The organism is Thermovibrio sp. (assembly GCA_015488335.1).
Lineage (GTDB): Bacteria > Aquificota > Aquificia > Desulfurobacteriales > Desulfurobacteriaceae > Balnearium.
Window position 1 is genome coordinate 18,441 of the sequence record WFNZ01000023.1, and the last position, 23,141, is coordinate 41,581.

25 protein-coding genes are annotated in these 23,141 nt (G+C 45.7%); 17 read left to right on the forward strand and 8 right to left on the reverse strand.

Translation table 11 applies throughout. From position 1 onward, the window contains the following. Nucleotides 1-3 precede the first annotated feature (3 nt). Genes F8H35_RS02480 through flgM form a run of 5 tightly spaced genes read left to right on the forward strand, consistent with a single transcriptional unit; the run spans nt 4 to nt 4,073 of the window. Nucleotides 4-822, forward strand: a complete 819-nt coding sequence (locus F8H35_RS02480) for a cytochrome C assembly family protein (protein WP_472571989.1) — start codon at nt 4-6, stop codon at nt 820-822. Nucleotides 823-831: 9 nt separating this feature from the next. Further along, nucleotides 832-2,106 carry a glutamyl-tRNA reductase gene (gene hemA / locus F8H35_RS02485; protein ID WP_472571990.1) on the forward strand — a complete coding sequence of 425 codons (1,275 nt, stop codon included), beginning with the start codon at nt 832-834 and terminating at the stop codon, nt 2,104-2,106. Nucleotides 2,107-2,110: 4 nt separating this feature from the next. Beyond that, the gene (hemC, locus tag F8H35_RS02490; RefSeq protein ID WP_472571991.1) at nt 2,111-3,046 is read left to right on the forward strand and encodes a hydroxymethylbilane synthase; all 936 of its coding nucleotides are present in this window, start codon (nt 2,111-2,113) and stop codon (nt 3,044-3,046) included. Continuing rightward, nucleotides 3,037-3,750, forward strand: coding sequence for a uroporphyrinogen-III synthase (locus tag F8H35_RS02495; RefSeq protein WP_472571992.1), 714 nt, complete (start codon nt 3,037-3,039; stop codon nt 3,748-3,750). Before hemC ends, F8H35_RS02495 begins: the two co-directional genes overlap by 10 nt. Before the next feature lie 53 nt (nt 3,751-3,803). Next, complete coding sequence (gene flgM / locus F8H35_RS02500) at nt 3,804-4,073, forward strand: flagellar biosynthesis anti-sigma factor FlgM (RefSeq protein WP_472571993.1); 270 nt, start codon at nt 3,804-3,806, stop codon at nt 4,071-4,073. Here flgM and F8H35_RS02505 read toward each other — a convergent pair. Beyond that, on the reverse strand, nt 4,051-4,320 hold the full coding sequence (locus F8H35_RS02505; RefSeq protein WP_472571994.1) for an EscU/YscU/HrcU family type III secretion system export apparatus switch protein: 270 nt from the start codon (nt 4,318-4,320) through the stop codon (nt 4,051-4,053). The genes flgM and F8H35_RS02505 overlap by 23 nt on opposite strands. A 48-nt stretch (nt 4,321-4,368) precedes the next feature. Here F8H35_RS02505 and gltX point away from each other — a divergent pair, with 48 nt between their 5' ends. The 5 genes from gltX to F8H35_RS02530 are packed head-to-tail and all read left to right on the forward strand — an operon-like array spanning nt 4,369 to nt 10,039. Next, nucleotides 4,369-5,826, forward strand: a complete 1,458-nt coding sequence (gene gltX, locus F8H35_RS02510; protein ID WP_472571995.1) for a glutamate--tRNA ligase — start codon at nt 4,369-4,371, stop codon at nt 5,824-5,826. Beyond that, the gene (miaA, locus tag F8H35_RS02515) at nt 5,827-6,741 is read left to right on the forward strand and encodes a tRNA (adenosine(37)-N6)-dimethylallyltransferase MiaA (RefSeq protein WP_472571996.1); all 915 of its coding nucleotides are present in this window, start codon (nt 5,827-5,829) and stop codon (nt 6,739-6,741) included. Nucleotides 6,742-6,787: 46 nt separating this feature from the next. Next, nucleotides 6,788-7,027, forward strand: a complete 240-nt coding sequence (gene hfq, locus F8H35_RS02520) for an RNA chaperone Hfq (RefSeq protein WP_472571997.1) — start codon at nt 6,788-6,790, stop codon at nt 7,025-7,027. Next, nucleotides 7,020-8,432 carry a hypothetical protein gene (locus tag F8H35_RS02525; protein WP_472571998.1) on the forward strand — a complete coding sequence of 471 codons (1,413 nt, stop codon included), beginning with the start codon at nt 7,020-7,022 and terminating at the stop codon, nt 8,430-8,432. Before hfq ends, F8H35_RS02525 begins: the two co-directional genes overlap by 8 nt. Continuing rightward, nucleotides 8,432-10,039 carry an Rqc2 family fibronectin-binding protein gene (locus tag F8H35_RS02530; RefSeq protein ID WP_472571999.1) on the forward strand — a complete coding sequence of 536 codons (1,608 nt, stop codon included), beginning with the start codon at nt 8,432-8,434 and terminating at the stop codon, nt 10,037-10,039. Before F8H35_RS02525 ends, F8H35_RS02530 begins: the two co-directional genes overlap by 1 nt. Nucleotides 10,040-10,153: 114 nt before the next feature. Here F8H35_RS02530 and F8H35_RS02535 read toward each other — a convergent pair whose 3' ends face one another. The 4 genes from F8H35_RS02535 to argB form a co-directional block, all read right to left on the reverse strand. Beyond that, nucleotides 10,154-10,576, reverse strand: a complete 423-nt coding sequence (locus F8H35_RS02535; RefSeq protein WP_472572000.1) for a hypothetical protein — start codon at nt 10,574-10,576, stop codon at nt 10,154-10,156. A 133-nt stretch (nt 10,577-10,709) separates the two neighbouring features. Beyond that, the gene (gene cydB / locus F8H35_RS02540) at nt 10,710-11,903 is read right to left on the reverse strand and encodes a cytochrome d ubiquinol oxidase subunit II (protein WP_472572001.1); all 1,194 of its coding nucleotides are present in this window, start codon (nt 11,901-11,903) and stop codon (nt 10,710-10,712) included. A 15-nt stretch (nt 11,904-11,918) separates the two neighbouring features. Continuing rightward, entirely contained in the window at nt 11,919-13,319 is a 1,401-nt protein-coding gene (locus F8H35_RS02545; protein WP_472572002.1) for a cytochrome ubiquinol oxidase subunit I, read from the reverse strand. Nucleotides 13,320-13,427: 108 nt separating this feature from the next. Continuing rightward, nucleotides 13,428-14,306, reverse strand: a complete 879-nt coding sequence (gene argB / locus F8H35_RS02550) for an acetylglutamate kinase (RefSeq protein WP_472572003.1) — start codon at nt 14,304-14,306, stop codon at nt 13,428-13,430. 58 nt (nt 14,307-14,364) lie between these two features. Here argB and F8H35_RS02555 point away from each other — a divergent pair, with 58 nt between their 5' ends. Continuing rightward, nucleotides 14,365-14,937: a UbiX family flavin prenyltransferase gene (locus F8H35_RS02555; RefSeq protein ID WP_472572004.1), complete on the forward strand. Its 573-nt coding sequence runs from the start codon at nt 14,365-14,367 to the stop codon at nt 14,935-14,937. Here the strand turns inward: F8H35_RS02555 and F8H35_RS02560 are convergent. After that, a complete protein-coding gene (locus F8H35_RS02560) occupies nt 14,918-15,853 on the reverse strand; it encodes an amino acid--tRNA ligase-related protein (protein ID WP_472572005.1) in 936 nt (311 codons plus the stop codon). The two genes, F8H35_RS02555 and F8H35_RS02560, sit on opposite strands and share 20 nt — an antisense overlap. Before the next feature lie 23 nt (nt 15,854-15,876). On the opposite strand from F8H35_RS02560, the gene F8H35_RS02565 reads away from it, so the two are divergent. Both F8H35_RS02565 and F8H35_RS02570 read left to right on the forward strand, forming a co-directional pair. Further along, nucleotides 15,877-16,599 (forward strand): metallophosphoesterase family protein, encoded by a 723-nt coding sequence (locus tag F8H35_RS02565; protein ID WP_472572006.1) that lies wholly within the window; start codon nt 15,877-15,879, stop codon nt 16,597-16,599. A gap of 1 nt (nt 16,600) precedes the next feature. Continuing rightward, on the forward strand, nt 16,601-18,034 hold the full coding sequence (locus F8H35_RS02570; RefSeq protein ID WP_472572007.1) for an aldehyde dehydrogenase family protein: 1,434 nt from the start codon (nt 16,601-16,603) through the stop codon (nt 18,032-18,034). Here the strand turns inward: F8H35_RS02570 and F8H35_RS02575 are convergent. Together F8H35_RS02575 and coaD are read right to left on the reverse strand one after the other, a co-directional pair. Further along, a complete protein-coding gene (locus F8H35_RS02575; RefSeq protein ID WP_472572008.1) occupies nt 18,029-18,421 on the reverse strand; it encodes an HI0074 family nucleotidyltransferase substrate-binding subunit in 393 nt (130 codons plus the stop codon). The two genes, F8H35_RS02570 and F8H35_RS02575, sit on opposite strands and share 6 nt — an antisense overlap. Before the next feature lie 138 nt (nt 18,422-18,559). After that, the gene (gene coaD, locus F8H35_RS02580; protein WP_472572009.1) at nt 18,560-19,051 is read right to left on the reverse strand and encodes a pantetheine-phosphate adenylyltransferase; all 492 of its coding nucleotides are present in this window, start codon (nt 19,049-19,051) and stop codon (nt 18,560-18,562) included. Between the two features lie 162 nt (nt 19,052-19,213). On the opposite strand from coaD, the gene F8H35_RS02585 reads away from it, so the two are divergent. The 4 genes from F8H35_RS02585 to F8H35_RS02600 are packed head-to-tail and all read left to right on the forward strand — an operon-like array spanning nt 19,214 to nt 23,123. After that, nucleotides 19,214-20,305 carry a 4Fe-4S dicluster domain-containing protein gene (locus F8H35_RS02585; protein WP_472572010.1) on the forward strand — a complete coding sequence of 364 codons (1,092 nt, stop codon included), beginning with the start codon at nt 19,214-19,216 and terminating at the stop codon, nt 20,303-20,305. Continuing rightward, a complete protein-coding gene (locus F8H35_RS02590) occupies nt 20,250-21,128 on the forward strand; it encodes an FAD/NAD(P)-binding protein (RefSeq protein ID WP_472572011.1) in 879 nt (292 codons plus the stop codon). The genes F8H35_RS02585 and F8H35_RS02590 overlap by 56 nt, the downstream gene beginning before the upstream one ends. After that, nucleotides 21,128-21,898: an NADH-quinone oxidoreductase subunit B family protein gene (locus F8H35_RS02595; protein WP_472572012.1), complete on the forward strand. Its 771-nt coding sequence runs from the start codon at nt 21,128-21,130 to the stop codon at nt 21,896-21,898. The genes F8H35_RS02590 and F8H35_RS02595 overlap by 1 nt, the downstream gene beginning before the upstream one ends. Continuing rightward, nucleotides 21,882-23,123 carry a Ni/Fe hydrogenase subunit alpha gene (locus F8H35_RS02600; RefSeq protein ID WP_472572013.1) on the forward strand — a complete coding sequence of 414 codons (1,242 nt, stop codon included), beginning with the start codon at nt 21,882-21,884 and terminating at the stop codon, nt 23,121-23,123. Before F8H35_RS02595 ends, F8H35_RS02600 begins: the two co-directional genes overlap by 17 nt. Nucleotides 23,124-23,141: the final 18 nt, after the last annotated feature.

Below are 23,141 nucleotides of genomic sequence, written 5' to 3' on the forward strand. Positions count from 1 at the left end.
GCCATGAGTCCGGAAGTTTTTACCTACTCAACAGCTGTCCTTTACGGTATATCAACTCTCCACTATCTCCTCTATCTCCTTTTCCGGAAAGAAAAACTGGCAACTGTTGGGCTATACTCGGCAAGGTTCGGCTTCCTTACAAACCTATTGGCCCTTATTTTCCTGATTGTTAAAAACGGTTCTGTAAGCCTCTTCACTCCAAAGGGAGCATTCCTTCTGTTCGCAATCAGCGTGGTTACCGTTTACCTCTACTTCTCAACCAAACATAAACTCTCCCTCTCCGGCGCATTCCTTATGCCGTGGGCAACTCTCTTTGCCTTCATCTCCTCTTTAGTTTCTGGAGCTCCGAAAGAAGTTTTCCCCGTGGGAATTGTTGGAATGGTTCACATAGTTTCGGCTTTTTTAGGCTACAGCGCCTTTATCTTTGCCTCTCTTCTCTCTATCCTATACCTCATTTTTGAGAACCACCTTAAGAAGAAGAAGTTTTCAGTTTTCTTCCAGAAACTCCCTTCCCTATCTCTTATGGAATCCGTAATCTACCACTCTGTTGCACTTGGGTTTTTCTTCATAACCCTTTCAATGTTTGCCGGTGCTGTTTGGTCTGAGAAGATTTTTGGAACCTACTGGAGCTGGCATCCAAAACAGGTTGCTACCCTTATCTCCTGGTTTGTCTATGCCGGGATAATCCACCTATACCTTTACGGAGAGTGGAGGGGAAAGAGGTTCTGCTATCTCAACATTTTAGGTTTATTTGTAATAGTGTTAAACTTTTTCGGAGTAAATTTATTATCAAGCAAAGATGTCCACTCTTTTAAGGGGTAGAGGGAAACGATGAAAGAGCTTAAACTGTGCTGTCTGGGGGTGAGCCACAAAACAGCTCCCGTATCTGTAAGGGAGCAGTTCTCGTTTAAGGGAGAGGAGCTTGAGAAGGCCCTTCTTAAACTTAACTCCCTTCCTTCAATTGAGGAGAGCATGATTCTTTCAACCTGCAACAGGGTTGAAATCTACTTCACCACCAGGTCTGAGACGCCTTTTAAAGAGGTTGTTGACTTCCTGATAGACGAAAAGGGAGCCTCTGTTGACCAGATAAACCAGCACTTCTACAGGAAACTGGACAAAGACGCCGTTCGCCACGGTTTCTACGTTGCCTCAAGCCTTGACTCTATGGTTGTGGGGGAGCCCCAGATAGTTGGACAATTCAAGGATGCCTTTTCACTTGCTAAGGAGCTGGGAACCGTAGGAACGGTCCTCTGCAGGTTCTGTGAGACTGCACTTAAGGTTTCTAAGAGGGTGAGAACTGAAACGGGGATTTCTAAAAACGCAGTTTCAATAAGTTTTGCGGCGGTTGAGCTTGCAAAGAAGATATTTGGGGACTTACACGGTAAAAGGGTGGCGATAATAGGTGCCGGAGAGATGGCAGAGCTTGCCGTTAAGCACCTCATAACAAACGGAGCTTCGGAAGTTTTTGTTGTTAACAGAACCTTTGAAAGGGCTCAAAAGCTTGCCGAGGAGTTTGGAGGAAAGGCGTTCCCTCTCACAGAGCTTGAAACCGTTTTAAAGATGGCAGACATCGTTATCAGCTCAACGGGAGCTCCCGGCTACGTCCTCACCCCTGAGAACGTCCTTCCAGCCCTTAATACCAGAAAGCACCGTCCAATGTTCCTGATAGACATTGCCGTTCCGAGGGATATAGATCCTGCGTTAAACGACTACGAAGGCCTCTACGTTTACGATATAGACGACCTTCAGCAGGTTGTTGACGCCAACATAAAGGAGAGGCTCAGGGAGGCTGAAGTAGCCAAGGAGATAATAGAGGGATACGTTGAGCGTTTCATGAAGTGGCTGAGAGAGTTAGAGGTTGCTCCACTCATCGCAGAGCTGAAAGAGAAAGCAGAGTCAATCAGAAAAGAGGTTCTCTCTAAGAGGCTTCCAAAACTGGGTTTAACTCCAGAGCAGGAGCAGGAGGTTGACAACATAACCAGAATAATCATCAACAAGCTCCTCCACCAGCCCATAACCAACGTTAAGAAGAAGGCCGTTGAGGAAGAGACGAGAAATCAGGTTGTCCAGATATTCAGGGAAATCTTTGGACTGAGCAAGGAGTAGTTGGATGAAGATAAGAATAGGAACCAGGAAGAGCAAGTTAGCCCTGTGGCAGTCTGAGTGGGTAAAGGCGCAGATAGAGAAGAAGTTTCCAGAAGTTGAGGTTGAGCTTGTAAAGATAACAACAAAAGGAGACAAAATCTTAGATGTTCCCCTTGCAAAGATTGGAGATAAAGGCCTTTTTACTAAAGAGATTGAAGAGGCAATGCTGAGAGGAGATGTTGACATAGCTGTCCACAGCCTTAAAGACGTTCCCAGTAAGCTTCCGGAGGGCTTAAAGCTCATAGCCTATTCAGACAGGGAAGACCCAAGGGATGCGTTCCTCTCTAACGGTAAATACACCCTTGAGACCTTACCTGAGGGAGCTGTTGTTGGAACGAGCTCTCTGAGGAGGAAGGCACAGCTGAGGATTTTGAGGCCGGATCTTGAGATAAGAGATCTGAGGGGAAACGTTGATACCAGGATAAGGAAGCTGAAAGAGGGCCAGTACGATGCAATAATCCTTGCAGCTGCTGGTGTTAAGAGGCTCGGCTGGGAAGATGAGATAGACGAAATTCTCTCTCCCGACAGGATGATTCCCTCTGTTTCTCAGGGTATTTTAGGAATAGAGGGGAGAGAGGGTGATGAAGAGATAGAGAGAATTGTTCGTGAGGCTATCAACTCTTACGAATCTGAGGTTGCTGCAGCCGTTGAGAGGGCTTTTCTCCGAACGGTTGAGGGAGGATGTCAGGTTCCTCTCGGGTGTTATGCCGTTGTAAACGAGGACAGGGTTCACGTCAGGGCTTTTATATCAGACCTTGATGGAAAGTTTTTCCATAAGGAAGAGGGTGTTTTCAGGTTCTCTTCAATTGAAGATGCAGACAGGATAGGTGTTTCCGTTGCAGAGAGGCTCCTCTCTGCCGGAGGAAGAGAGATTTTAGAGGAGCTTATGAAGTGCCAGTAAGGGTTTTCATATCGGCAGAGCTCCCTTCTGATTTAAAGGAAAAACTTGAAAGTGTGGGAGTGGAGCTCCTCTCCCTTCCCCTTATAAAAACGGTTCCTGTTGATTTTAACCCTCTGATTGTTAGAGCTTTCTTTCCAGATTACGTTGTCTTTTCAAGTAAGAACGGCGTTAAGTGGTTCTTTGAGAAAGTTCCTGCTGATTGGGTAAAGGGAAGTGTTGTTGCCGTTGGTTCCTCAACTGCTAAGAAATTGAGAGAACTTGGATTCTCTCCACTGGTTCCCTCAGAGTTCAGCGGTGAAGGACTTGTTGAACTATTTAAAAATCAAAATTTATGCGGAGTTAGATTCCTGATTGTCAGGCCAAAGGTTGCAAGGAGAGTCTTTTCAGAATTTTTAAAGGAAGAGGGGGCAGTTGTTGAGGAGTTAATTGTCTATGAGACTGTTCAGGATACGTCAAACAGTGGAAAGATTTTGAAATTCTTTGAAGCTGGCGTTGATTTTGCAGCCTTCACAAGCCCTTCAAACTTTAAGTCTCTCCTCTCTCAGATTCCGGCGGAGCTCCTTAAAAACGTAAAGCTCATTCCCATAGGAACAACAACAAAAAGGGCAATTGAGAATGCTGGCTTCTCCTGCTATACTGTTCCGGAGGAGTTCTCTTTAAGGGGGATTACCGGAGCTGTTTTGAAAAGCCTTCCTCAGGTATAAATTTATGGGGGGAACTTCCGATAATTTAACTGGAACGTTCAGGAGGGCAAAAGTTGAGGATAAACGGCCTTTCGTCGGAGCTCCTGAAACTCCTCTCGGGAGAGCTGAAAGAGACTGTAAGTAAAAAGGGCTCTACGGCTAAAAAGGTTCATAAGTTTGAAGGAATCTCTGTTGAGATAACCGAGGAGATTTCTTCTTTAGAGCCTGAAAAAGTTTCTAAGGAAAAGGTTGAAGAGATTAAGAGGGCCATAAAAGAGGGAAGGTACGAGGTTAACCCTCACAAAATCTCTGAGGCCATCATTAAGGAGTTCTTCGGCGAGTAATCCTGTAAACGTAGGCGAGGACCTCTGCAACTGCCCTGTAGAGTTCCGGCGGTATCTCCTGCCCTACATCTAAGGCTACCAGAAACTCAACAAGCTCCCTGTCCTCTAAAACTTCAACGCCGTTTTCCCTTGCAAGCTCAACAATCTTCTCTGCAATGGGCCCCGTTCCCTTTGCTACCAGGCGGGGAGCTCTATCTTTTCTCCTCTCATACTTTAAAGCTGCAGCCTTTTTAACTTTCTCTTCCATAGGTTTGATTATAAAATTTCCACCAAGCTTGTTTTTAGGAGGAAATTGATGAGCGTAAGAGTAAGGTTTGCGCCGAGCCCAACGGGATTCATGCACGTTGGAAACGCAAGGACTGCCCTCTTTAACTACCTCTTTGCCCGCCACAACAACGGAACCTTCGTTTTAAGAGTTGAGGACACGGATATAGAGAGGCACAGCGAAGAGGCCGTTAACGTCATATACGAGGCTTTAAGGTGGATGGGAATTGAGTGGGACGAAGGGCCCGACGTAGGAGGACCTTACGGCCCATACAGGCAGTCTGAGAGGCTTTCCATCTACAGGGAGTTTATTGAGAAGCTAAAGGAGAAAGGGCTTGTCTATGAGTGCTACTGCACCCCTGAAGAGCTTGACGCAATGAGGAAAGAACAGCTTGAGAGGGGTGAGCCCCCAAGGTATACAGGCAAGTGCAGACACTTAACCGAAGAAGAGAAAGAAAAGTTGAGAGCTGAAGGGAGAAAACCTGTTTTAAGGTTTAAGGTTCCTGAGGATGAGGTTATTGTCTTTGAAGACCTTGTCAAGGGGAGGATAGAGATAAACTCCCGCCAGCTTGGTGGTGACTTTGTAATCGTCCGTTCAAACGGGATGCCGGTTTACAACTTCGTTGTTGTTATAGACGATGCCCTTATGAAGATTACTCACGTTATAAGGGGAGAAGACCACATCTCAAATACTCCCAAGCAGATACTTCTTTACAGGGCTTTAGGCTTTGACGTTCCACAGTTTGCCCACCTTCCAATGATTTTAGGACAGGACAGGTCAAAGCTCTCTAAACGCCACGGCTCCACCTCTGTTAAGGAGTTTAAGGAAAAGGGCTACCTTCCAGAAGCTTTTACAAACTTCTTAGCTCTCCTTGGCTGGTATCCGAAGGACGGAAAAGAAGTTCTCTCAATGGAGGAGCTCATAGAGAGGTTTGACATAAAAGACGTAAACAGCGCCCCTGCCGTTTTTGACACCACGAAACTCAACTGGCTCAACCAGGTCTACATAAGGAGTTACCCGATAGACAAGCTCACAGACCTCGTTATCCCATACCTTGAAAAGGCCGGTTTTGACCTTTCAGGTTTCAGTAGAGAGTGGCTTGAGAGGGTTGTAGAGGTTACGAGGGAATACTTTACAGTTCTTTCAGACGCTCCCGTTTACATGGAAACATTCCTTAAAGACGACTTTCAGGTTCAGCCTGAAGCTAAGGAGTTCATCTCAGAAGACCCTAAGAGGCTTGAGGTTATTAAGGCTTTTAAGGAGAAACTTTCAGGTTTTGAAGGAGAGCTCTCCCAGGAGTCCTTTAAGAAGTTAGTCAAGGAGGTTGGAAAGGAAGTTGGAGTTAAGGGTAAGAACCTCTTTATGCCCATAAGGATTGGACTGACAGGAAAGATGAGCGGACCGGAGCTCCCCATCCTCTCAGAGCTCCTTGGAAAGGAGAGGGTCTTAAAGAGGCTTGAGAATAGTTTGAGGCAGTTAGAAGGTTAAATGGAGAAAAAACCTTTAATCGTTATAACGGGGCCAACTGCAGCCGGTAAAACAGACTTTTCACTGAAACTTGCAAGGGAAATAGGCGGGGAGATAATCTCTGCCGACTCTATGCAGGTTTATAGGGGCTTGGACATCGGAACCGATAAGGTTTCAGAAGAGATAAGGAAGGAAATTCCCCACTACCTCATAGACGTTGTTGAACCAGATGAAAAGTTCTCCGTTGCAGACTTCGTTCGGCTATCTGATGAGGCCATAAGGGAAATCTGGAGTAAGGGAAAATACCCCATAGTTGTTGGGGGAACGGGTTTTTACATAAAGGCTCTTCTTTACGGCCTTCCAGAGACTCCGCCGGCAAGCGAGGAGGTAAGGAGGGAGCTCTCCAGACTCCCTACAGAAGCTCTATACAGGGAACTCCTCTCTGTTGACCCTGAGTACGCAAAGAAAATCGGCGAGAGGGACAGGAAGCGGATAATTAGAGCTTTAGAGGTTTACAGGCTGACAGGAAGGCCACTCTCATCGTTTAAGGTCTGGTCTGAAAAGCCCAGATATCCCTTCCTTGGCTACTTTCTCTACCGGAACAGGCCGGAGCTCTACAAAAGGATAGAGAACAGAGTTGATTCTCAGATTAAGAGAGGGCTTTTGAGGGAAGCGGAAGGGCTTTTAAAGTTCGGAGAGGATACGACGGCATTCCAGGCCCTCGGCTACAAGGAAATGGTAGACTACTTAAAGGGCAGGAAAACCCTTGATGAAGCTGTAAAAACTCTTAAAAGGAGAACTAAGGAATTTGCAAAACGGCAGTTCACCTGGTTCAGGAAGGAGCCCGGCTTTAAGTGGATAAACCTTTCTGAAGTTCCAGAAGAGAAAGTTCTGGAGCTGATAAAGAAAGACCTGAAGAGTTATAAAAAGGGCTAAAAGGCCTAAATTTAAAACATAAAGATATTAAATTAGGGGAGGAACCATGAATCTTCAGGACGCTTACCTCAACAGACTGAGGAAGGAGAGAATTCCTGTCAGCATTTTCCTTGCTAAGGGGACAAGGCTTCAGGGGGTAATTACATTCTTTGACCAGTTTACGATTCTCCTTGAAAACGGAGGGACCCAGCAGCTCATCTATAAACACTCCGTTGCAACAATAGTTCCATCAAGACCTGTTAAGAACATCTTTGCAGAGCAGAAAGAGGAGAACGAAAATGGCTAAAACTCTGCTTTTTGGTGGCCTTACACCCATTCACGAGCTCTTCATAAAGGGAGCCGTAGAGAGTTTGGGATACAGTGCCCAGTTCCTTCCAAACCCTGACAACACTTCCCTTGCCATCGGCAGGGAATTCTGCAACAGGGGAATGTGCAATCCCACATATTACACCGTTGGAAACCTCGTTAAGTTTTTACTTGATGAGTCTAAAAAGGGTATTGACGTTGAAAACAGGTATTTCTTCGTCACCGTTGGAGCCTGCGGCCCGTGCCGCTTTGGAATGTATGAGACGGAATACAGGCACGCCCTTAAAGAGGCGGGTTTCAAGAACTTTAAAATCTCTATTCTCAATCAGAGCGAGCTCTCTTCTGAGGGGGATTTTGAGCTAACACCTTCACTTATGTGGGCACTTGTTAAGGCCGTGTGGCTTGCAGATATAGTCAGAGATTTGGGCTACCAGCTGAGGCCTTATGAGATTGAAAAAGGTTCTGTAGATGGAGTTATAGAAGAGTTTAAACCGAGGATTTATGGAGCTTTGAAGGAGGGAGCTCCCGTCAAAGAGACCGTTTTACTCCTGAAGGAACTCCGAAAAGAGCTTGAGAAGCTCAGGTTTGACTACACCAGGGTTAAGCCAGTTGTAAGCGTAATTGGAGAGTTCTGGGCCCACACAACAGAAAGTGCCGGAAACTACCACATCCACAGATGGCTTGAGGAGGAGGGAGCAGAGGTTCGCCCCGAGCCCATAGCCGGCTGGATAGACTACCAGCTCTTCATAGAAGAAGAGAGAATTAAGAGAGACTTTAAGGTCAAAGGCTTCTCTTTAGATAGGTTAAAAAGGCTCCTGGCTGTAAAGTCTATGGCGGCTGTTTTCAGGGGCCTTTACAACCTCTACCGTTCAGTCTTCTCCTTCAGACCGAAAGCCCTTCCACCTCAAAAAGAACTTTCTGAGCTTGCTAAACCCTACTTTGACCACTTTGTCGTTGGCGGAGAGGGCCATTTAGAGGTTGGAAAGCACGTTTACAACGTTATCCATAGGAAAGCCCACATGGTTCTCTCCGTTAAGCCCTTTGGCTGTATGCCATCTACCCAAAGCGACGGAGCTCAGGCAAAAGTCCTTTCAGACTACCCCGAGAGCATCTTCATCTCTATAGAGACCTCTGGAGACAGCGAGGTAAATGTTAAGAGCAGAGTTCAAATGAAGCTCTTTGAGGCAAAGAGGGCTGCAGAGAGGGAGTTTTACAGCCTTCTTTCAAGCTTAAACGTCAGTGAGTCCGCCTTTAAAAAGGCCTTCTCTTCATCAGAACCCTTTATCAAGCTCAAAGGGAAGTTTGCTGGAACCGCCGCAAGGGCTCTCTACGGAAACCAGACAAAACTTCAGCCATACCTTGACCTCATTCCAGAGGCGACTTAATGGACTACCTCTACATAGAGAAGCTGGCCGGGGAGCTCCACTCTCTTCTTAGAAAAACCCGTTTGAAGGAAATTTTAAGAGGAGAGAAGGAGCTCTCCTTCCTCTTTGACAGGTTCTGGCTCAACTTCTACTGGGGAGTTCCCAACGCCCTCTTTATTGGCAGAGAACCTATATCTGAAACAGTCTTTTCTCCCCTTTTGAGGATTAAGGGAGCTTTTGTTAAATCTGTTTCCCTTCCCGTTGTTGACAGAGTTCTTGAGTTTGAGCTTCTGAAACCCTTGCCCGGAAATAGATTTTCCCGTTTTTTTCTCATTTTTGAACTAACGGGAAAGAACGTCAACCTTTTCCTGCTGAACGAAGAAAGAAAAATTACCTTCCTTTTGAGAGCTCCGGAGAGCTCCGTCCGTCCCCTCTCTGTTGGCGACGCTTACACATTCCCGCCGTCTGATAAAAAACCATTTGAGGAGCTCCGGTTCGGAGAAGTTACTCCAGAAGGGGTAGAAAAGAAGCTCTACAGATTCGTTGCCGGAATTTCTCCCCTCAACTCAAAGGAAATTGCCTACCTAACTGAAAAACTTGGAAGCCTGGAAAAGGCTTACAGGAGATTTATGGAGCTCCACAGAGAATCTAAAAAAGCTTACCTCTACTACCAGAACGGAAAGCCGAAATACCTTACAACTTTTCCCTATGAATCCCTTTCACACCTTCAGTTTAAGGAGTTTGATGGAGAATTTCCCTACTCTTCAGCGTGGGAAGAGTTTTACAGAGAAGCAGTTGAGAAAGAACAGCTTAGAGCAGTTAAAGAAAAAATAGTTTCAAGAATTGAAAAGAAAATAAAAGCCCTTGAAAAGGAGTTAAGGGAACTTTCAGATATTGAGAGTCTTCAGAGAGAGGTAGAGAGGTGGAAGAGGTGGGGGGAGCTCCTCAAATACAACCTTCACCTCGTAAAACCGGGGCAGAAAGAAGTAAAAGTTTTAGACTTTTCAACCGGGAAAGAGGAGAGTATTCCTTTAGATCCTTCGCTTTCGCCAAAGGAAAACCTGAACAGTTTTTTTAGAAAGTACCGGAAAGCCCTAAAGAAACTGGAATTTGCAAAAAGCAGGATTCAGGAGCTTAAAGACGAGCTTGAAAAGAGCCTGCTCCTTAAAGAAACAGTTATTTCAAAAGAGAGTTTGGAGCATTTAGAACCCATTTTTCAGAAAGGAGACAGAGAAATCACCGTTCCCAACTTTTTAACCTTTACATTACCTTCAGGTAGGAAAATACTTATAGGCAGAAACGCCTCTGAAAATGAGTTCCTTTCACTAAAGCTCGCAAATCCGTGGGATATCTGGTTCCACGCGAAAGATATTCCTGGTTCCCACGTTATCCTGAGGCTCCAGAAAGGAGAAAAACCGACAGAAGAGGACATTTTGCTCTCAGCCTCAGCAGCGGCCTACTTCAGCAAAGGGCAGGATTCGGGAAAAGTTTTAGTTGATTATACAGAGGTAAAAAACTTAAAGAACCCCCCAAAAACACCTAAAGGGTTTGTTATCTATTCAGGTGAGAGAACAGTTGCAGCAAAACCTGAAGATTTTAAGGAATTTTTAGAGAAGGGAAAGAAATAAGGAAAGCCCCCAGAAAGGGGGCAGTTTAAGTTTTACTGGCTTGTGATAATAACGAAAGATGTAATGAGAACGATGAGGATGTATATTCCAAACACTCCGTAGAAAAGGAGCGTCTTAATTGGGCTGTTTTCTACAGTTCCCATCTTCTCCTCCTTCAATGATGGCTTTTAAGGCTTTCAGTTCTTCCTCAAATCTATCTCTGTTAAGGAAGACAATAACATAGTGCCCAACAATCCCTTTAAGGGAAAACATGGCTGCCAGTATGAAGATTAGCCTTGCTATAAAGTGGGCTCCAGTTCCTGGAGGAAAAACAACCTTCCAGAGGTATAGAAAAGGAAGAAGAAGAGCTCCACCGATTAACAGGAAGTATGTAAAGAGGTTTGGCTTGAAAAAGCTCAAGTCCCTCTCAAACTCTTTTCTCAAGAAACTTTCAATTTCCTGCCAGGACTTCCCTTCCCTTTTGAGCTGGAAAGCCCTGTCTATCAGGTCTCTCCTTCCCTTCAGGAACTGCTCTTTCAGACCCACTATGGCAGCCATCTACCTCTCCCATCAAGGGGTTGGGGGACTAAGCCCCCTGACCCTCAAACTTAGATTTAACTAAAACGTATGTCAACCATGGAACGAATACCCACCAGATAAAGGCAATTATCAGCCACATAGCTTTCCTCCTTTAGTGTTCTTTTGCCTCTTCAAGTTCTTTCTTCAGGCTTTCTGGAGAGATCTTGAAGAGGAACATCTTGTAAACCCATGCCTGGTAAGCGATAACGATTGGAGCAAAGATAAGAGCAGCAACTAACATAACTGTAAGTGTAAGATGGCTGGAACAACCGTTGTAGATGGTGATGGAGTGTTCAAGTCCTAAGCTTGAAGGAACTGCCAGCGGATAAGCTCCGAACATTACGGCAAATCCGGCAAAGATGAATGTAAGTGTTGTAAAGAAAAATGCCTGTCCGCCTTTCATGTTCTTGACGGCCAACAGCCAGCCTACTGCACAGAGAGCTGCAAGAACGATGAGTATGAGCTCAATTACAGGGAACCTGAAGAGAGCGTGGGGAAGAACGTTACCCTGAACCATAGAAGCAACCTGTTGCATCATATCCTGTGGAAGGTTCAGGAACTTAAGCTTTGATGGGTCTCCGATCTTGAAGGAGATCATGTAAGCAACGCCTGTGCAGATGACGTACATGATTACAAAAGGAAGCCAGACTTTCATTCCAATGTTCCTTGCCCTTTCAGCAATTGAACCTTCAGTCTTCCAGATAAGCCAGGATACACCGTGCATAATGATGAATAGAACAGTTGTAACGCCGACTAACAGTCCAAAGAGACCGTGGAAAGTAAATGGATTTACAAGGTTGATGAAGCTGATTGGGAACTTTTCAGCGTAAACGAACCCGTGGAGAAGGTCTCCTTCAATAGCGGAGTTCTTAATAGGAATTCCAGCAAGGATGTTTCCAATTGCTACACCGATGAGGAGAGCAACGAGAAGTGATGACCAGAAGATGCTCTGATCCCAAAACTTCCTCCAGCCTTCGCTCTCTTCTTTACTCCTGAACTCAAAGGATACTGCCCTGTAGATGAGGGCAAGGAGAACTACAAAGAGAGCGATGTAGAGAGAGCTGAAGAGTGCTGCGTAGAGTTCAGGAAACGCTGCAAAAGCAGCACCACCAGCTGTAATAAACCATACTTCGTTTCCGTCCCATACAGGACCGATTGCGTTGATGGTAACCCTTTTCTCAATGTCTGTTTTTGCAACAAGACCGTGGAGTATTCCAACTCCAAGGTCAAAACCGTCTGTGATTATGTAACCGGCGATCAGGATGGTAACCAGGATCGCCCAAATTGTTTGCAGGTCAAAGTGCATCGCCCACCTCCTCCATTAGTAGAGTTCTGCTTCTTTTTCTGGGCCTTTGGATGCAAACTTGGCAAGGAGATAGAAGTCTGCAATCGCAAGGCCTGTAAATGTTGCAAGGAAGATGATGTAAGTGATGATTACTTCAATGTTTGTAAGGGGTGAAACGGCCTGTGCAGTTTTAAGTCCAATGTCGGGAAGGAGAATCTTTCCATAGTCGTCTGTAAGTGGGTAAACGATCCATGGCTGCCTTCCAACTTCAGCTGTTGCCCATCCTAACCAGCAGGCGATGTATGGAAGTGGCAGGGAGTAGAGTGCAACTTTGAGGAATCCTGTTGCATTTTCAAGGTCTTTGTACTTGATGAGTCCCCAAATGAAGAGGATTACGAAGAAGAATCCTAAGTAAACCATGATGTGGAATGCCCAGAATACGAAGTTAACAGGTGGGATGTAGTTGCCTGGACCAAACTTGGCTTCAAACATCTTCTGAAGGTCTTTAGCGCCAAGGAGCTTTCCATTGAAGTCGTGGGTTGCAAGGAAGCTTAAGAGTCCTGGAATTGGAAGAGGAATCTCAATTATGTTTTTCTGGGCTTTCTGGTCTGCCCATACTGCAAGCTGAATGTTTGCGTGGCTCTTTGTATCCCAGAGGGCTTCCATTGCTGCAAGTTTTGTTGGCTGTGTTTTGGCAACTTCATGGGCGTGGAAGTCACCGATGATAACTTCACCGATTGAAGCTATAAGACCAAAGATAAGGGCGATGTAGGCAGATTTCTTAAAGAACTCAACGTGCTGCTTCTTGAGGAGGTGGTAAGCACTTACTGATAGGACGAATACTGAGGAGAGAACCATTCCAGCTGTTGCTGTGTGCCAGAACTTAACGTCTGCTACAGAGTTGAATACAACTGACCACCAGTCAGCAAGCTCAGCCCTTTTTCCTGCAACAAACATGGAGACTTTAGCTCCTACAGGGTGCTGCATCCAGCCGTTGGCTATGAGGATCCAGAGGGCGGAGAGGTTAGAACCTATGGCAGAAAGCCATGCAGCTAAAAGGTGAACTGCCTTTGGTACCTTGTCCCATCCGAAGAGGAATACACCCATGAAGGTTGACTCCATGAAGAACGCCAGGAGACCTTCAATGGCCAGTGGAGCTCCAAAGATGTCTCCAACGAACCTTGAGTAGACAGACCAGTTCATACCGAACTCAAACTCGTGAACAAGTCCTGTAGCTACTCCAAGTGCGAAGTTGATGGCAAAGAGCTTTGACCAGAACTTTGCCATGTCCCGGTAAATCTCTTTACCGGTTGTGTAGTGAAGCGTTAACATGAGTGCAGATAGCGTTGACAGCCCCAAAGTTAATGGAACGAAGATAAAGTGGAAGAAGGCTGTCATCGCGAACTGCAGTCGCGATACCAGTAGTACGAAGTCCATCGCGGCACCTCCCAAAAAGTTTTATAGGTCTTATTCTATTTTTAACTCCAAAATCTGATTATATCAAAATCTGATTAACACTAAGTCTTTAGTTATATTCAAAGTTGTTTATATAATTTCTGTTCCAATCCCCTCCTGTGTAAACAGTTCCAGCAAGATAGAGTGTTTAACTCTTCCATCAATGATGTGAGCTTTTTTAACGCCACCTGTGAGGGCAATTTCGCAGGCTTTAACTTTGGGAATCATCCCTCCGGAAACGGTTCCATCTTCTATCAGTTCTGAGATTTTTGAGCGGTCAAGAGAGTGCAGGAGCTTTCCTTCCTTGTCCTTTAGCCCCTCAACATCGGTTAGCATGATCAGCTTTTCGGCTTTAAGGGCTGCCGCCATCTCCCCCGCCACTAAATCGGCGTTTATGTTATACGCCTCAAAGTCCTCCCCAATTCCAACAGGAGCTATCACAGGTATAAATTTAGACTCAAGAAGTTTGTTGACAATTTCCGGGTTTATTCTTTTAACTTTTCCTACAAAACCCAAATCTATTATCTCGGGAGCTCTCACCTGAGAAAGGTATTCTCTTGAATCAATTTTCTCGGCGACTATGAGGTTACCGTCTTTTCCTGAGAGTCCTACTGCATTTCCCCCATGGGAGTTTATGAGCTTTACTATCTCTTTGTTGACCTGACCTACCAGAACCATTTCAACAACGTTCATCGTTTCTTTGTCTGTAACCCTCATTCCTCCAACAAATTTTGTGGGGATGTTGAGTTTCTTGAGGAGCTCCCCAATCTGAGGTCCCCCTCCGTGAACGATTACCGGGTTTATTCCCACATATTTGAGGAGGACTATATCTTCAGCAAAAGCTTTTTTAAGCTCCTCATTTACCATTGCATTTCCACCGTACTTAATGACAACAGTTTTACCGTAGAACTCTTTTATATAGGGAAGAGCCTCAAGGAGGGTGGAAACCTTTTCTATCAGCTTTTCCAATTCTTTCCTCCTTTCTCTTTTCCCCTTATAATAACTCAATTGTTCCGGGAGGTTAACAGTGGAAAGGGTTGTTGTTGGGATAACCGGAGCCAGCGGTTCTATTTACGGTAAAAGATGCATTGAAGTTCTGGTTTCAAAGGGTTATGGCGTTGAGCTTGTTGTTTCTGAAGTCGGAAAAAAGGTTTTTGAGTATGAGCTACAAATCCCTTTTAACCGTTTCGTTTCTTCTCTTCCTGAAGACCTTGTTAACGTTTACAGCCCTGAAGACCTCTTTGCGCCGATATCAAGCGGCAGCTATCCCGTTAAGGGAATGGTTGTGATTCCCTGCTCTGCAGGAACTTTGGGGCACATAGTTTCAGGCTCTACAGTTAACCTTATCCACAGGGCAGCAGACGTTAACCTGAAGGAGAAAAGACCCGTTGTTCTCGTTTTGAGGGAAACTCCACTGAACAGGGTTCATGCTGAGAATATCCTCAAGGCTATAGATGTAGGGGCAACTGTTCTTCCAGCTTCTCCGGCCTTTTACGGAAGACCGAAAACCGTTGAGGAGCTTGTTGATTTTGTTGTTGACAGGGCACTTACACACGTTTTGGGAAGGGGTTTAGGCCTCTTTAGGGGCTGGACTCTTTAAGGAGCTCCCCAACAGTAAAAGGAATAACCTCTGAGATTTTTTCTTTTCCCAGCAGAACCATTAACAGCCTATCAAGTCCCAGCGCTACTCCTTCGCAGGGAGGTAAGGGTTTCCTTTTAAGGAGCTCTAAAAATCCTCTATCAGAACTTCCCTCCTTTTTGTCCATCTCCTTGGCGTATTCTTCGTATTCGGTCATTTCCGTGTATCCGTTTGCTATCTCAACTCCCCCAATGTATACCTCAAACCTCTCTGCAACTTTTCTTCTTCTCTTTGAGAATGCTCCAAACTCTTTCGGGTAGTCGTATAGAACCACAGGGCCGGGGAGCTCCCCGATTCCCGGTTCAACCTTTTCAACCAGAATCTTAAAAAATGCCGTTTCGTAGTCTTCCTCTTTAGCCACTCTTTTGAGCTTTTCTTTTTCAAAGGGTGAAACCCCTGCAAACTTTAAAAACGCCTCTTCAACGGTTAAGAATATGGGATTTAAAAGGTTTACCCTTCGGCCTTTTAACACAACCTCTTTGATTCCGAGTTCCTCTCCGCATTTAACTATCAGGTTTAGAGTTTCTTCCATACCTTTCCTGTAGTTTTCCCCTGTTCTGTACCACTCAACCATTGTGAACTCTATATTGTGGAGCTCCGTTATCTCCCCATCCCTGAAAACCTTTGTTATCTGGAAAATCCTCTCTGCGCCGTGCCAGATTAAACGTTTCATGAAGAACTCAGGAGAGGTGTGGAGAAACCAGGTGTGTCCTTTCCCTTGAAAGTCGTGAAACAGTGCCTTGACGTTCTCAACGTTTGAATCGGGATTTCTATACGGGGTCATTATGGGAGTTTCAACTTCTGTATAGCCCCAACTGTCAAAAGTTTCCCTAATTCTCTTAAGTATTTTGCTTCTAAGGTTTAAAATTTCTAACACTGGAACCCTCTCTGGAGCTTTCTATGAAAACTGCCGTCATTTCAGATATCCACGGGAATATACACGCCCTCAGGGCCGTTGAAAAGCGTTTAAGGGAGTTGAACGTTGATAATGTCTGGTGTCTTGGAGATACGGTAGGCTATGGGGCATTTCCGAACCAGTGTGTTGAATGGGTGAGAGAGAACTGTTCTGTTGTTCTCCTTGGGAACCACGAGCTTGCCCTTTTGGGATTTGTTGACACCTTTCTCCTCAACGATTACGCCAGGCAGGCCATTGAGTGGACAAAAGGGGTCATCAGCCCGGAAAATTTAGAATTCTTAAGGGAACTTGGAGTTCAGCACTTTACAGAGTGCTGCCAGCTTGTCCACGACACTCCCGAGTCTCCCGGCAGTATGGACTACATCCTGAGTAAAGGGGATGCCTACAGAGCTCTCCTCTCTCAGAGGAAAGACATCTGTTTTTTCGGCCACACCCACATACCTGCCGCTTACAGGCTTTTAAGCTCAACTGTAGATAGATTGAGCGTCTATTCCCTTTCCATTTACGCCGGCAGATATCTCATAAACCCGGGAAGCGTTGGCCAGCCGAGGGACAACGACCCAAGGGCTTCTTTTGGAGTTTTTGACTTGGATGAGAAAAGGTTTTCACTCTATAGGGTAGAATACGATACAAAGGCGGCTGCCAGGGAGATTTTGAGAGCAGGCCTTCCTGAGTATCTTGCAGCAAGGTTAGTTCTGGGGGTTTGAGATGAAAGGATACATGCTTATAGCTGGAAAGAGGGTTTTTAAGAAGGAGGAGATTGAGATTCACTTCCCCTACGACGGCTCTCTGGTAGGAACGATTCCCAGGGGAGATGAGAAGGACGTTGAGCTTGCCGTTGAGTCGGCCAAAGTGGGATTTAAGAAGATGAAGGAACTTACAGCCTACGAGAGGTTCAGGATTTTAGAAAGGGCTGCGAGGCTCCTCTCTAAGAGGAGCAGGGAGTTTGCGGAGATTCTCGTCATGGAAGTTGGGAAGACGATAAACGAGGCGATGGGAGAGGTTGGAAGGGCCGTTAACACGATTACCCTCTCTGCAGAAGAGGCTAAAAGGGTTCTGGGCGAAGAAGTCCGGTTTGACGCAGCTCCCGGAATAAAGGGAAAAGTAGGATTCTACAGGCGGGTTCCCCTTGGAGTTATTGGCTGTATCACTCCTTTTAACTTTCCACTAAACCTTACCTGCCATAAAGTTGCTCCAGCTCTGGCTGCCGGAAATGCCGTTGTTGTGAAACCCTCTGAGAACACCTCTTTAACAGTTATAAAGCTGGGGGAGCTCCTCGTAGAGGCCGGCTTCCCACCAGAGGCAGTGAACATTGTTACGGGCTACGGGGAAGAGGCAGGAGACGCCTTAGTTCGCCACCCCGATGTGAGGATGATTACCTTCACGGGAAGCGTTGAGACAGGAAAGGTAATAATGAGCCGTGGAGGGCTGAAAAAGTATGCAATGGAGCTGGGCTCAAATGCCGGCGTTTACGTTGATAAAGACCAGAGAGAGAAACTTCCTCAAATTGCCGAAAAGATTGCGAGAGGCGGTTTTGCTCTCGCCGGCCAGGTCTGTATCTCCGTTCAGAGGGTTTTCGTCCACTCGTCCCTCTTTGATGATTTCGTTAAAGAGGTTGTTGAGTTTACCAGGAAGCTAAAAGTTGGAGACCCCCGCCTTGAGGATACAGATGTAGGTCCCGTAATAGATAAAGGGGCGGCTGACAGGATTATGGAGTGGATAGAAGAGGCGGTTTCCATGGGGGCTGAGGTTGTCTGCGGCGGAAAGAGACTATCGGACACCCTTATTGAGCCCACCGTCGTTGTTAACGTTCCCCGCGAGGCAAAGCTCTTCAGGAGGGAGGTCTTCGGCCCAGTTATAGCCGTTAACTGGGTTGACTCGCTGGAAGAGGGGATAGAGGCCGTTAACGACTCCCCTTACGGTCTTCAAGCTGGAATATTTACAGATAACTTGAAGTCTGCATTTAAATTTGCTGAAGAGGTGGAGTGCGGCGGGATAATGGTTAACGAAATTCCAACCTTCAGGGTTGACCAGATGCCCTACGGCGGAGTTAAGGAGAGCGGAATCGGAAGGGAAGGCCCCAAGTTCGCCGTTGAGGAGATGACTGAGATTAAAACTATCTGTTTTGATACCAGTTTATAGCTCAATTAGTTTCTCTAAGGCTTTCAGATAGCCGGGGAGCCTGCTGAATATCTCCTCGGCCACCTCTTCCCTGTATGTATGAACTGTAAAGTTTTTATCTTCAACCATTTTGAGGAGCTCCCTTGCAGTTTCTTCATCAATGAATCTATCTGAGAAAAGTTCCCTGAAGCACGTTCTTGGACTTCGGCAGATAGTTCCCTCTCTCTCAAGGAGTGCTTTTACAAGTTTCCAGGCTACCTCAAAAGTGAACTCAAATCTCTGAATGGCAGAGTCTCTAAAGAAGGGATAATCGGAAGACTGTTTTTCTCTTTTAGCTCTTTCAACGGCCTCTCTTAGCCTTAGCAGAGCTTTTCGGAAATCGTCCCTCACTTTTTCAAGTCTACCCATACCTTTTTCTCTTTTTCTATTTCCTCTTTGAAACCCTCTGGAAGTTTTCTGAGTTCAACGATGTCAACCTTGTGGGGTAGGAAAGATTCCTCAAGGAGCTCCTTTATCTCACTGTAATTTTCTCTAACCTCTTCAAAACTATCTCCTGAACTTTTCTTTTAGTTTCTTTTCAACAAATGGAGTTACAAACTGTGAAACATCGCCGCCGTAGAAAGCTATTTCCCTTACCGCAGAAGAGGATAGATAAGCATAATCGTCTGAAGGCATCAGGAAAACTGTTTCAATTTCAGGATATAGCTTTCTGTTCAGTGAAGCCATAGTAAACTCGTGGTCCATATCTGAGACTATCCTTATTCCCCTTAGGATTGCCACTGCCCCTTCTCTCTTTGCAAACTCAACTAACAGGGTGTTGAACGTCTTTACCTTTACTTTCCCGTTAAGACCAATCTCTTTTAGGCTTTCAATGAACATCTCTTTCCTTTCTTCAATAGAGAAGAGAGGTTTTTTCTTAGGGTTTTCAGCAATTCCTACTATGAGCTCAGGGAAGAGCTCCAATCCTCTTTTTACTATGTCTAAATGCCCTAACGTTACGGGATCAAAGGTTCCGGGGTAGATAGCTCTCTTTATCATGTTCGCCTCCTTTGGTGAAATTTTAAAAGTTCTCGCTTCAGATAAGTAAACCTGAATATAAACAACACCTAATATTCCGTAGTATTTATGAATATTAGAAAGTATTGACTAAATAAATTTGTTTTTATATAAATCAACAAGATTGCTTGATGGGAGGAAACGTTGGACTTCCACATAGAGAGAGCAAAGATTCTTCCAAAGTCAAATCTCTGGGGTTTCTTAGAGGGGTTAAAGGGCGTCGCTCCCCTTATAGCTCCAGTAGAGAGGGGAAATAAGACCGTTTTCTCTGAGGTAAATGATATTTCTGATGTAACAATTAACTACACCAGGACTGTTCTTCCCCCCAAGAAGTTCTTAGTTCCGTACAGAAGAGTAAGGTTTACTTACTCAACTGGAGAGCTATCATTCTCCTCAAACTTTAAAGCCCGCGACCAGATAATATTCGGTATCCACTCCTGCGATCTCCACGGTATTTCAATCCTTGACTCTGTTTACCTAAAGGAGAGCCCTGACCCTCGTTATCTTGAGGTGAGGAAAAAGACTGTTCTTATTGGAATTTCCTGTATGCCCGACGATTACTGTTTCTGCCTTTCAACAGGGACAGCCTTTCCTGATGGGGCCAACTGGGACCTGTTCTTAACAGATATTGGAGCAGATTACTTTGTATCAATAGGAAGTCCTAAAGGCGATGAACTGATAATAGAACTGAAGGAGCTCTTTAGAGATATTGAGCGTGAAGATCTGGAGCTCTACAAACGTTCAACCCGAAAGAAGAAAGAGGCCTTTAGAGATAAGAAACTTCCCGACCTGGAGAGGATTTCTCAGCTGATAGAGCTTGAGTATGAGTCTCCGGTCTGGGATGAAGAGGCGAAGAGATGTCTTTCCTGCGGAACCTGTACAAACGTCTGTCCTACCTGCTTTTGCTATACCTCTGTAGACGTTCCCGATTTTGAAGGGAAAACTGTAAAGAGAGTTGAGTTCACAACTTCCTGTCAGTATCCCTACTACTCCTTGGTTGCCGGAGGGCACTACTTCAAGCCAACAAGGACGGCCCGTTTCAGACACCGTTACTACCACAAGTTGGTTGGTTATCCCTACCAGATTGAGAAGTTGGGTTGCGTGGGCTGTGGCCGTTGTAGTGCAGAGTGCCCGGCAAAGATAAGTATGGTTGAAACTCTTATTAAGCTGAGAGGAGCTGATGAAAAAGAGTCTGGAAAAGCTACTGAACAAACCTCTGCCGGTAGATCCCTTTAAGCCTCAAAGAGCAGTTATAACAGATGTAGAGGAGCTGGCTCCTGATCACAAGAAGTTTACTTTCGCTTTTCTTGATGAGAGTCTTGCAAAGGTCTGGGATTACATTCCCGGTCAGTTCGTCATGCTCACTGTTCCAAAGGCTGGAGAGATCCCTATTTCCATATGTTCTTCTCCAACCCGTAAAGGTTTTTTTGAGTTAACCGTAAGGAAAGTGGGAAGGAAGACAAAGGTTCTTCACCGACTTAAGCCGGGAGATGTTGTTGCAGTTAGAGGACCTTACGGAAACGGCTTTCCCGTTGGGATTATGGAAGGACACAACGTTCTCATTATTGCCGGTGGTCTGGGAATGGCCCCTTTAAGGTCCTTGGTCTGGTACATCCTGGACAGGCGCAGCCGGTTTAAAGAGGTCTATCTCCTTTACGGAACGAGAAATTATGAGTTTGTTCTCTACAAAGAGGAGCTCCGTCGCCTCAAAGAAAGGGAAGACATTAAGTGCCTTTTCTGTTTAGACAGGGTAGAAACGCCAGAGGACAGGGAATGGGCCGATATAGAGGGACTTCTTACTGAGCTTATTCCACAGGTTAAGCTTGAACCCTCTGAAACTTACGTTGCCGTCTGTGGTCCTCCTGTTGCCTACAAGTTCATCGGAAAGGAGCTCCTCAAAAACGGTTATCCTGAGAGCCAGATATTCGTCTCTTTAGAGAGGAAGATGGAGTGCGGCATAGGAAAGTGTGGCCACTGTCAGATTGGCTACAAGTTTGCCTGTGTTGACGGCCCCATCTTCCCTCTGTGGGACACAAAAAACCTTCCGGAGATGCTCTAATGGTGAGAGTAGGGATTATGGGTTTAACGGGCTGTTCGGGCTGTCAGTGTGAAATCCTCAACTGTGAGGATGCGATAGGTAAGCTCATTGGAAAGGTTGAGTTTGCCTACTTCCCCTTAGCTCAAGATGTGAACGACTTTTCAGAGTTTGACATCCTCTTTGTTGAGGGTTCTGTTTCCACAAACCTAGACAGAGAGAAACTGGTTAAGGGTAGAGAGAGAACGAAGATACTCGTTGCCGTTGGAACCTGTGCCTGTTACGGAGGTGTTCAGTCTCAGAGAAACGATGAGATCTCTTTAGACGAAATGCTTAAGGCTGTTTACGGAGAGAACAAACTTGACCTGGAAGTTTTTAAACCTATGCCTCTTAGCGATGTTGTTGATGTTGATTACGAACTTCCTGGTTGTCCTTTAGATAAGAGGCAGTTTGTCTACACCGTTGCTTCACTCCTGAATGGAGTTGAGCCTTTCTTCCCCAAAATCCCTGTCTGCCACGAGTGTAAGCTTAGTGAGACTGACTGTTTGCTTCTTAAAGGAATTCCCTGTCAGGGGCCTGTTTCGTTCTCTGGCTGTGGAGCTCCCTGCACCTCAGCCGGCGTAGGATGTCAGGGGTGCAGAGGGAACTGCGACTTCCCGAACTTTGACGAGATTCTCTCCATCTATCGGGACATCGGTCTCTCTTTTGACGATTCCGTGAAGTTCTTAAAGGTCTTCCGAGGAAAAACAATTTCCGGTTTAAAAGTGGGGTTTTCCGATGAAAAGGGAGCTTAACGTTAACCACCTTTCAAGGGTAGAGGGCCACGGTGCCGTTGATATTGTTTTTGAGAATGAAAGGCTTAAAGAGATAAGGCTTAGATTTACAGAGGGGCCTCGGTTCTTTGAGTTTATTACGAGAGAAAGGCTCTACTCTGAAATTCCAAAGATCGTTTCCCGTATCTGCGGCATTTGTTACGTTTCCCACAGGCTTGCTTCTGCCTTTGCCGTTGAAGATGCCTTTGGCGTTAAAGTTCCGAGGGAAGTGGAACTCCTCAGAAGGCTTTTGGTAGTTGGAGAATACCTGGAGAGCCACGCACTTCACCTCTACTTCCTTGCCCTTCCCGACTACATGGGATATCCCGGTGCCATTCAGATGGCCAAAGACTATCCCAACGTCGTTAAGAGGGGATTCAGAATTAAAGAGCTTGGGAACAAAATAATGAAATTATTAGGAGGGAAGACAGTTCACGGTGAGAACATTCTGGTAGGCGGTTTTGCCTCTTTTCCAACTGAAGAAGCCCTTGAGTCTGTTGGAAATGAGCTGAGATCCATTATCCCTGAGCTTGAGGCTACGCTTTCCCTGTTTGATTCCCTTGACTATCCTGAGTTCACGTCAGAAGTTTCCGTTGCCGTTTCGGTTGATTCTAAGGACGTTACAGAGTTTTCCGACACTGTTTCCACCTCTGATGGAGTCCGGTTTACGAGAAAGGAGTACGAGCTTTTCATCAGGGAAGAGACCGTTCCGTATACAACTGCAAAAGTTTCAAGGTTTGAAGAGGAGCCGTTTCTTATAGGTCCCCTTTCAAGAGTGAACCTCCACCTTGAGGAGCTCCACCCGGCCGTAAAGAAAGAGATATCACTTCTGAAAACAGATTTTCCCTCTAAAAACTCTTTTCACAGCAACGTTGCAAGGGCTGTTGAGCTGTTAAACGTTGCCTACAGGGGAGTAGAGATAGTTGAGGAGCTCCTTAACTGTGAACGTACTCCTTCCAAAATTTCTGTTGAGCCCAGAGCTGGAACGGGCTACGGCATAAAGGAAGCTCCGAGGGGGACACTCTACCACAGGTACTCCTTCTCAGATGACGGTCACTGCACCGGTGCAAACATCATAACTCCAACAGCCCAGCTTCAGGCGGCCATTGAGAGTGATTTGAGGAACCTTACCGAAACCTACAGCTCCGTTTCAGATAGAGAACTCAGAAAGCTTGCGGAGATGCTCATAAGGGCTTACGACCCGTGAATTGCCTGTGCAGTCCAC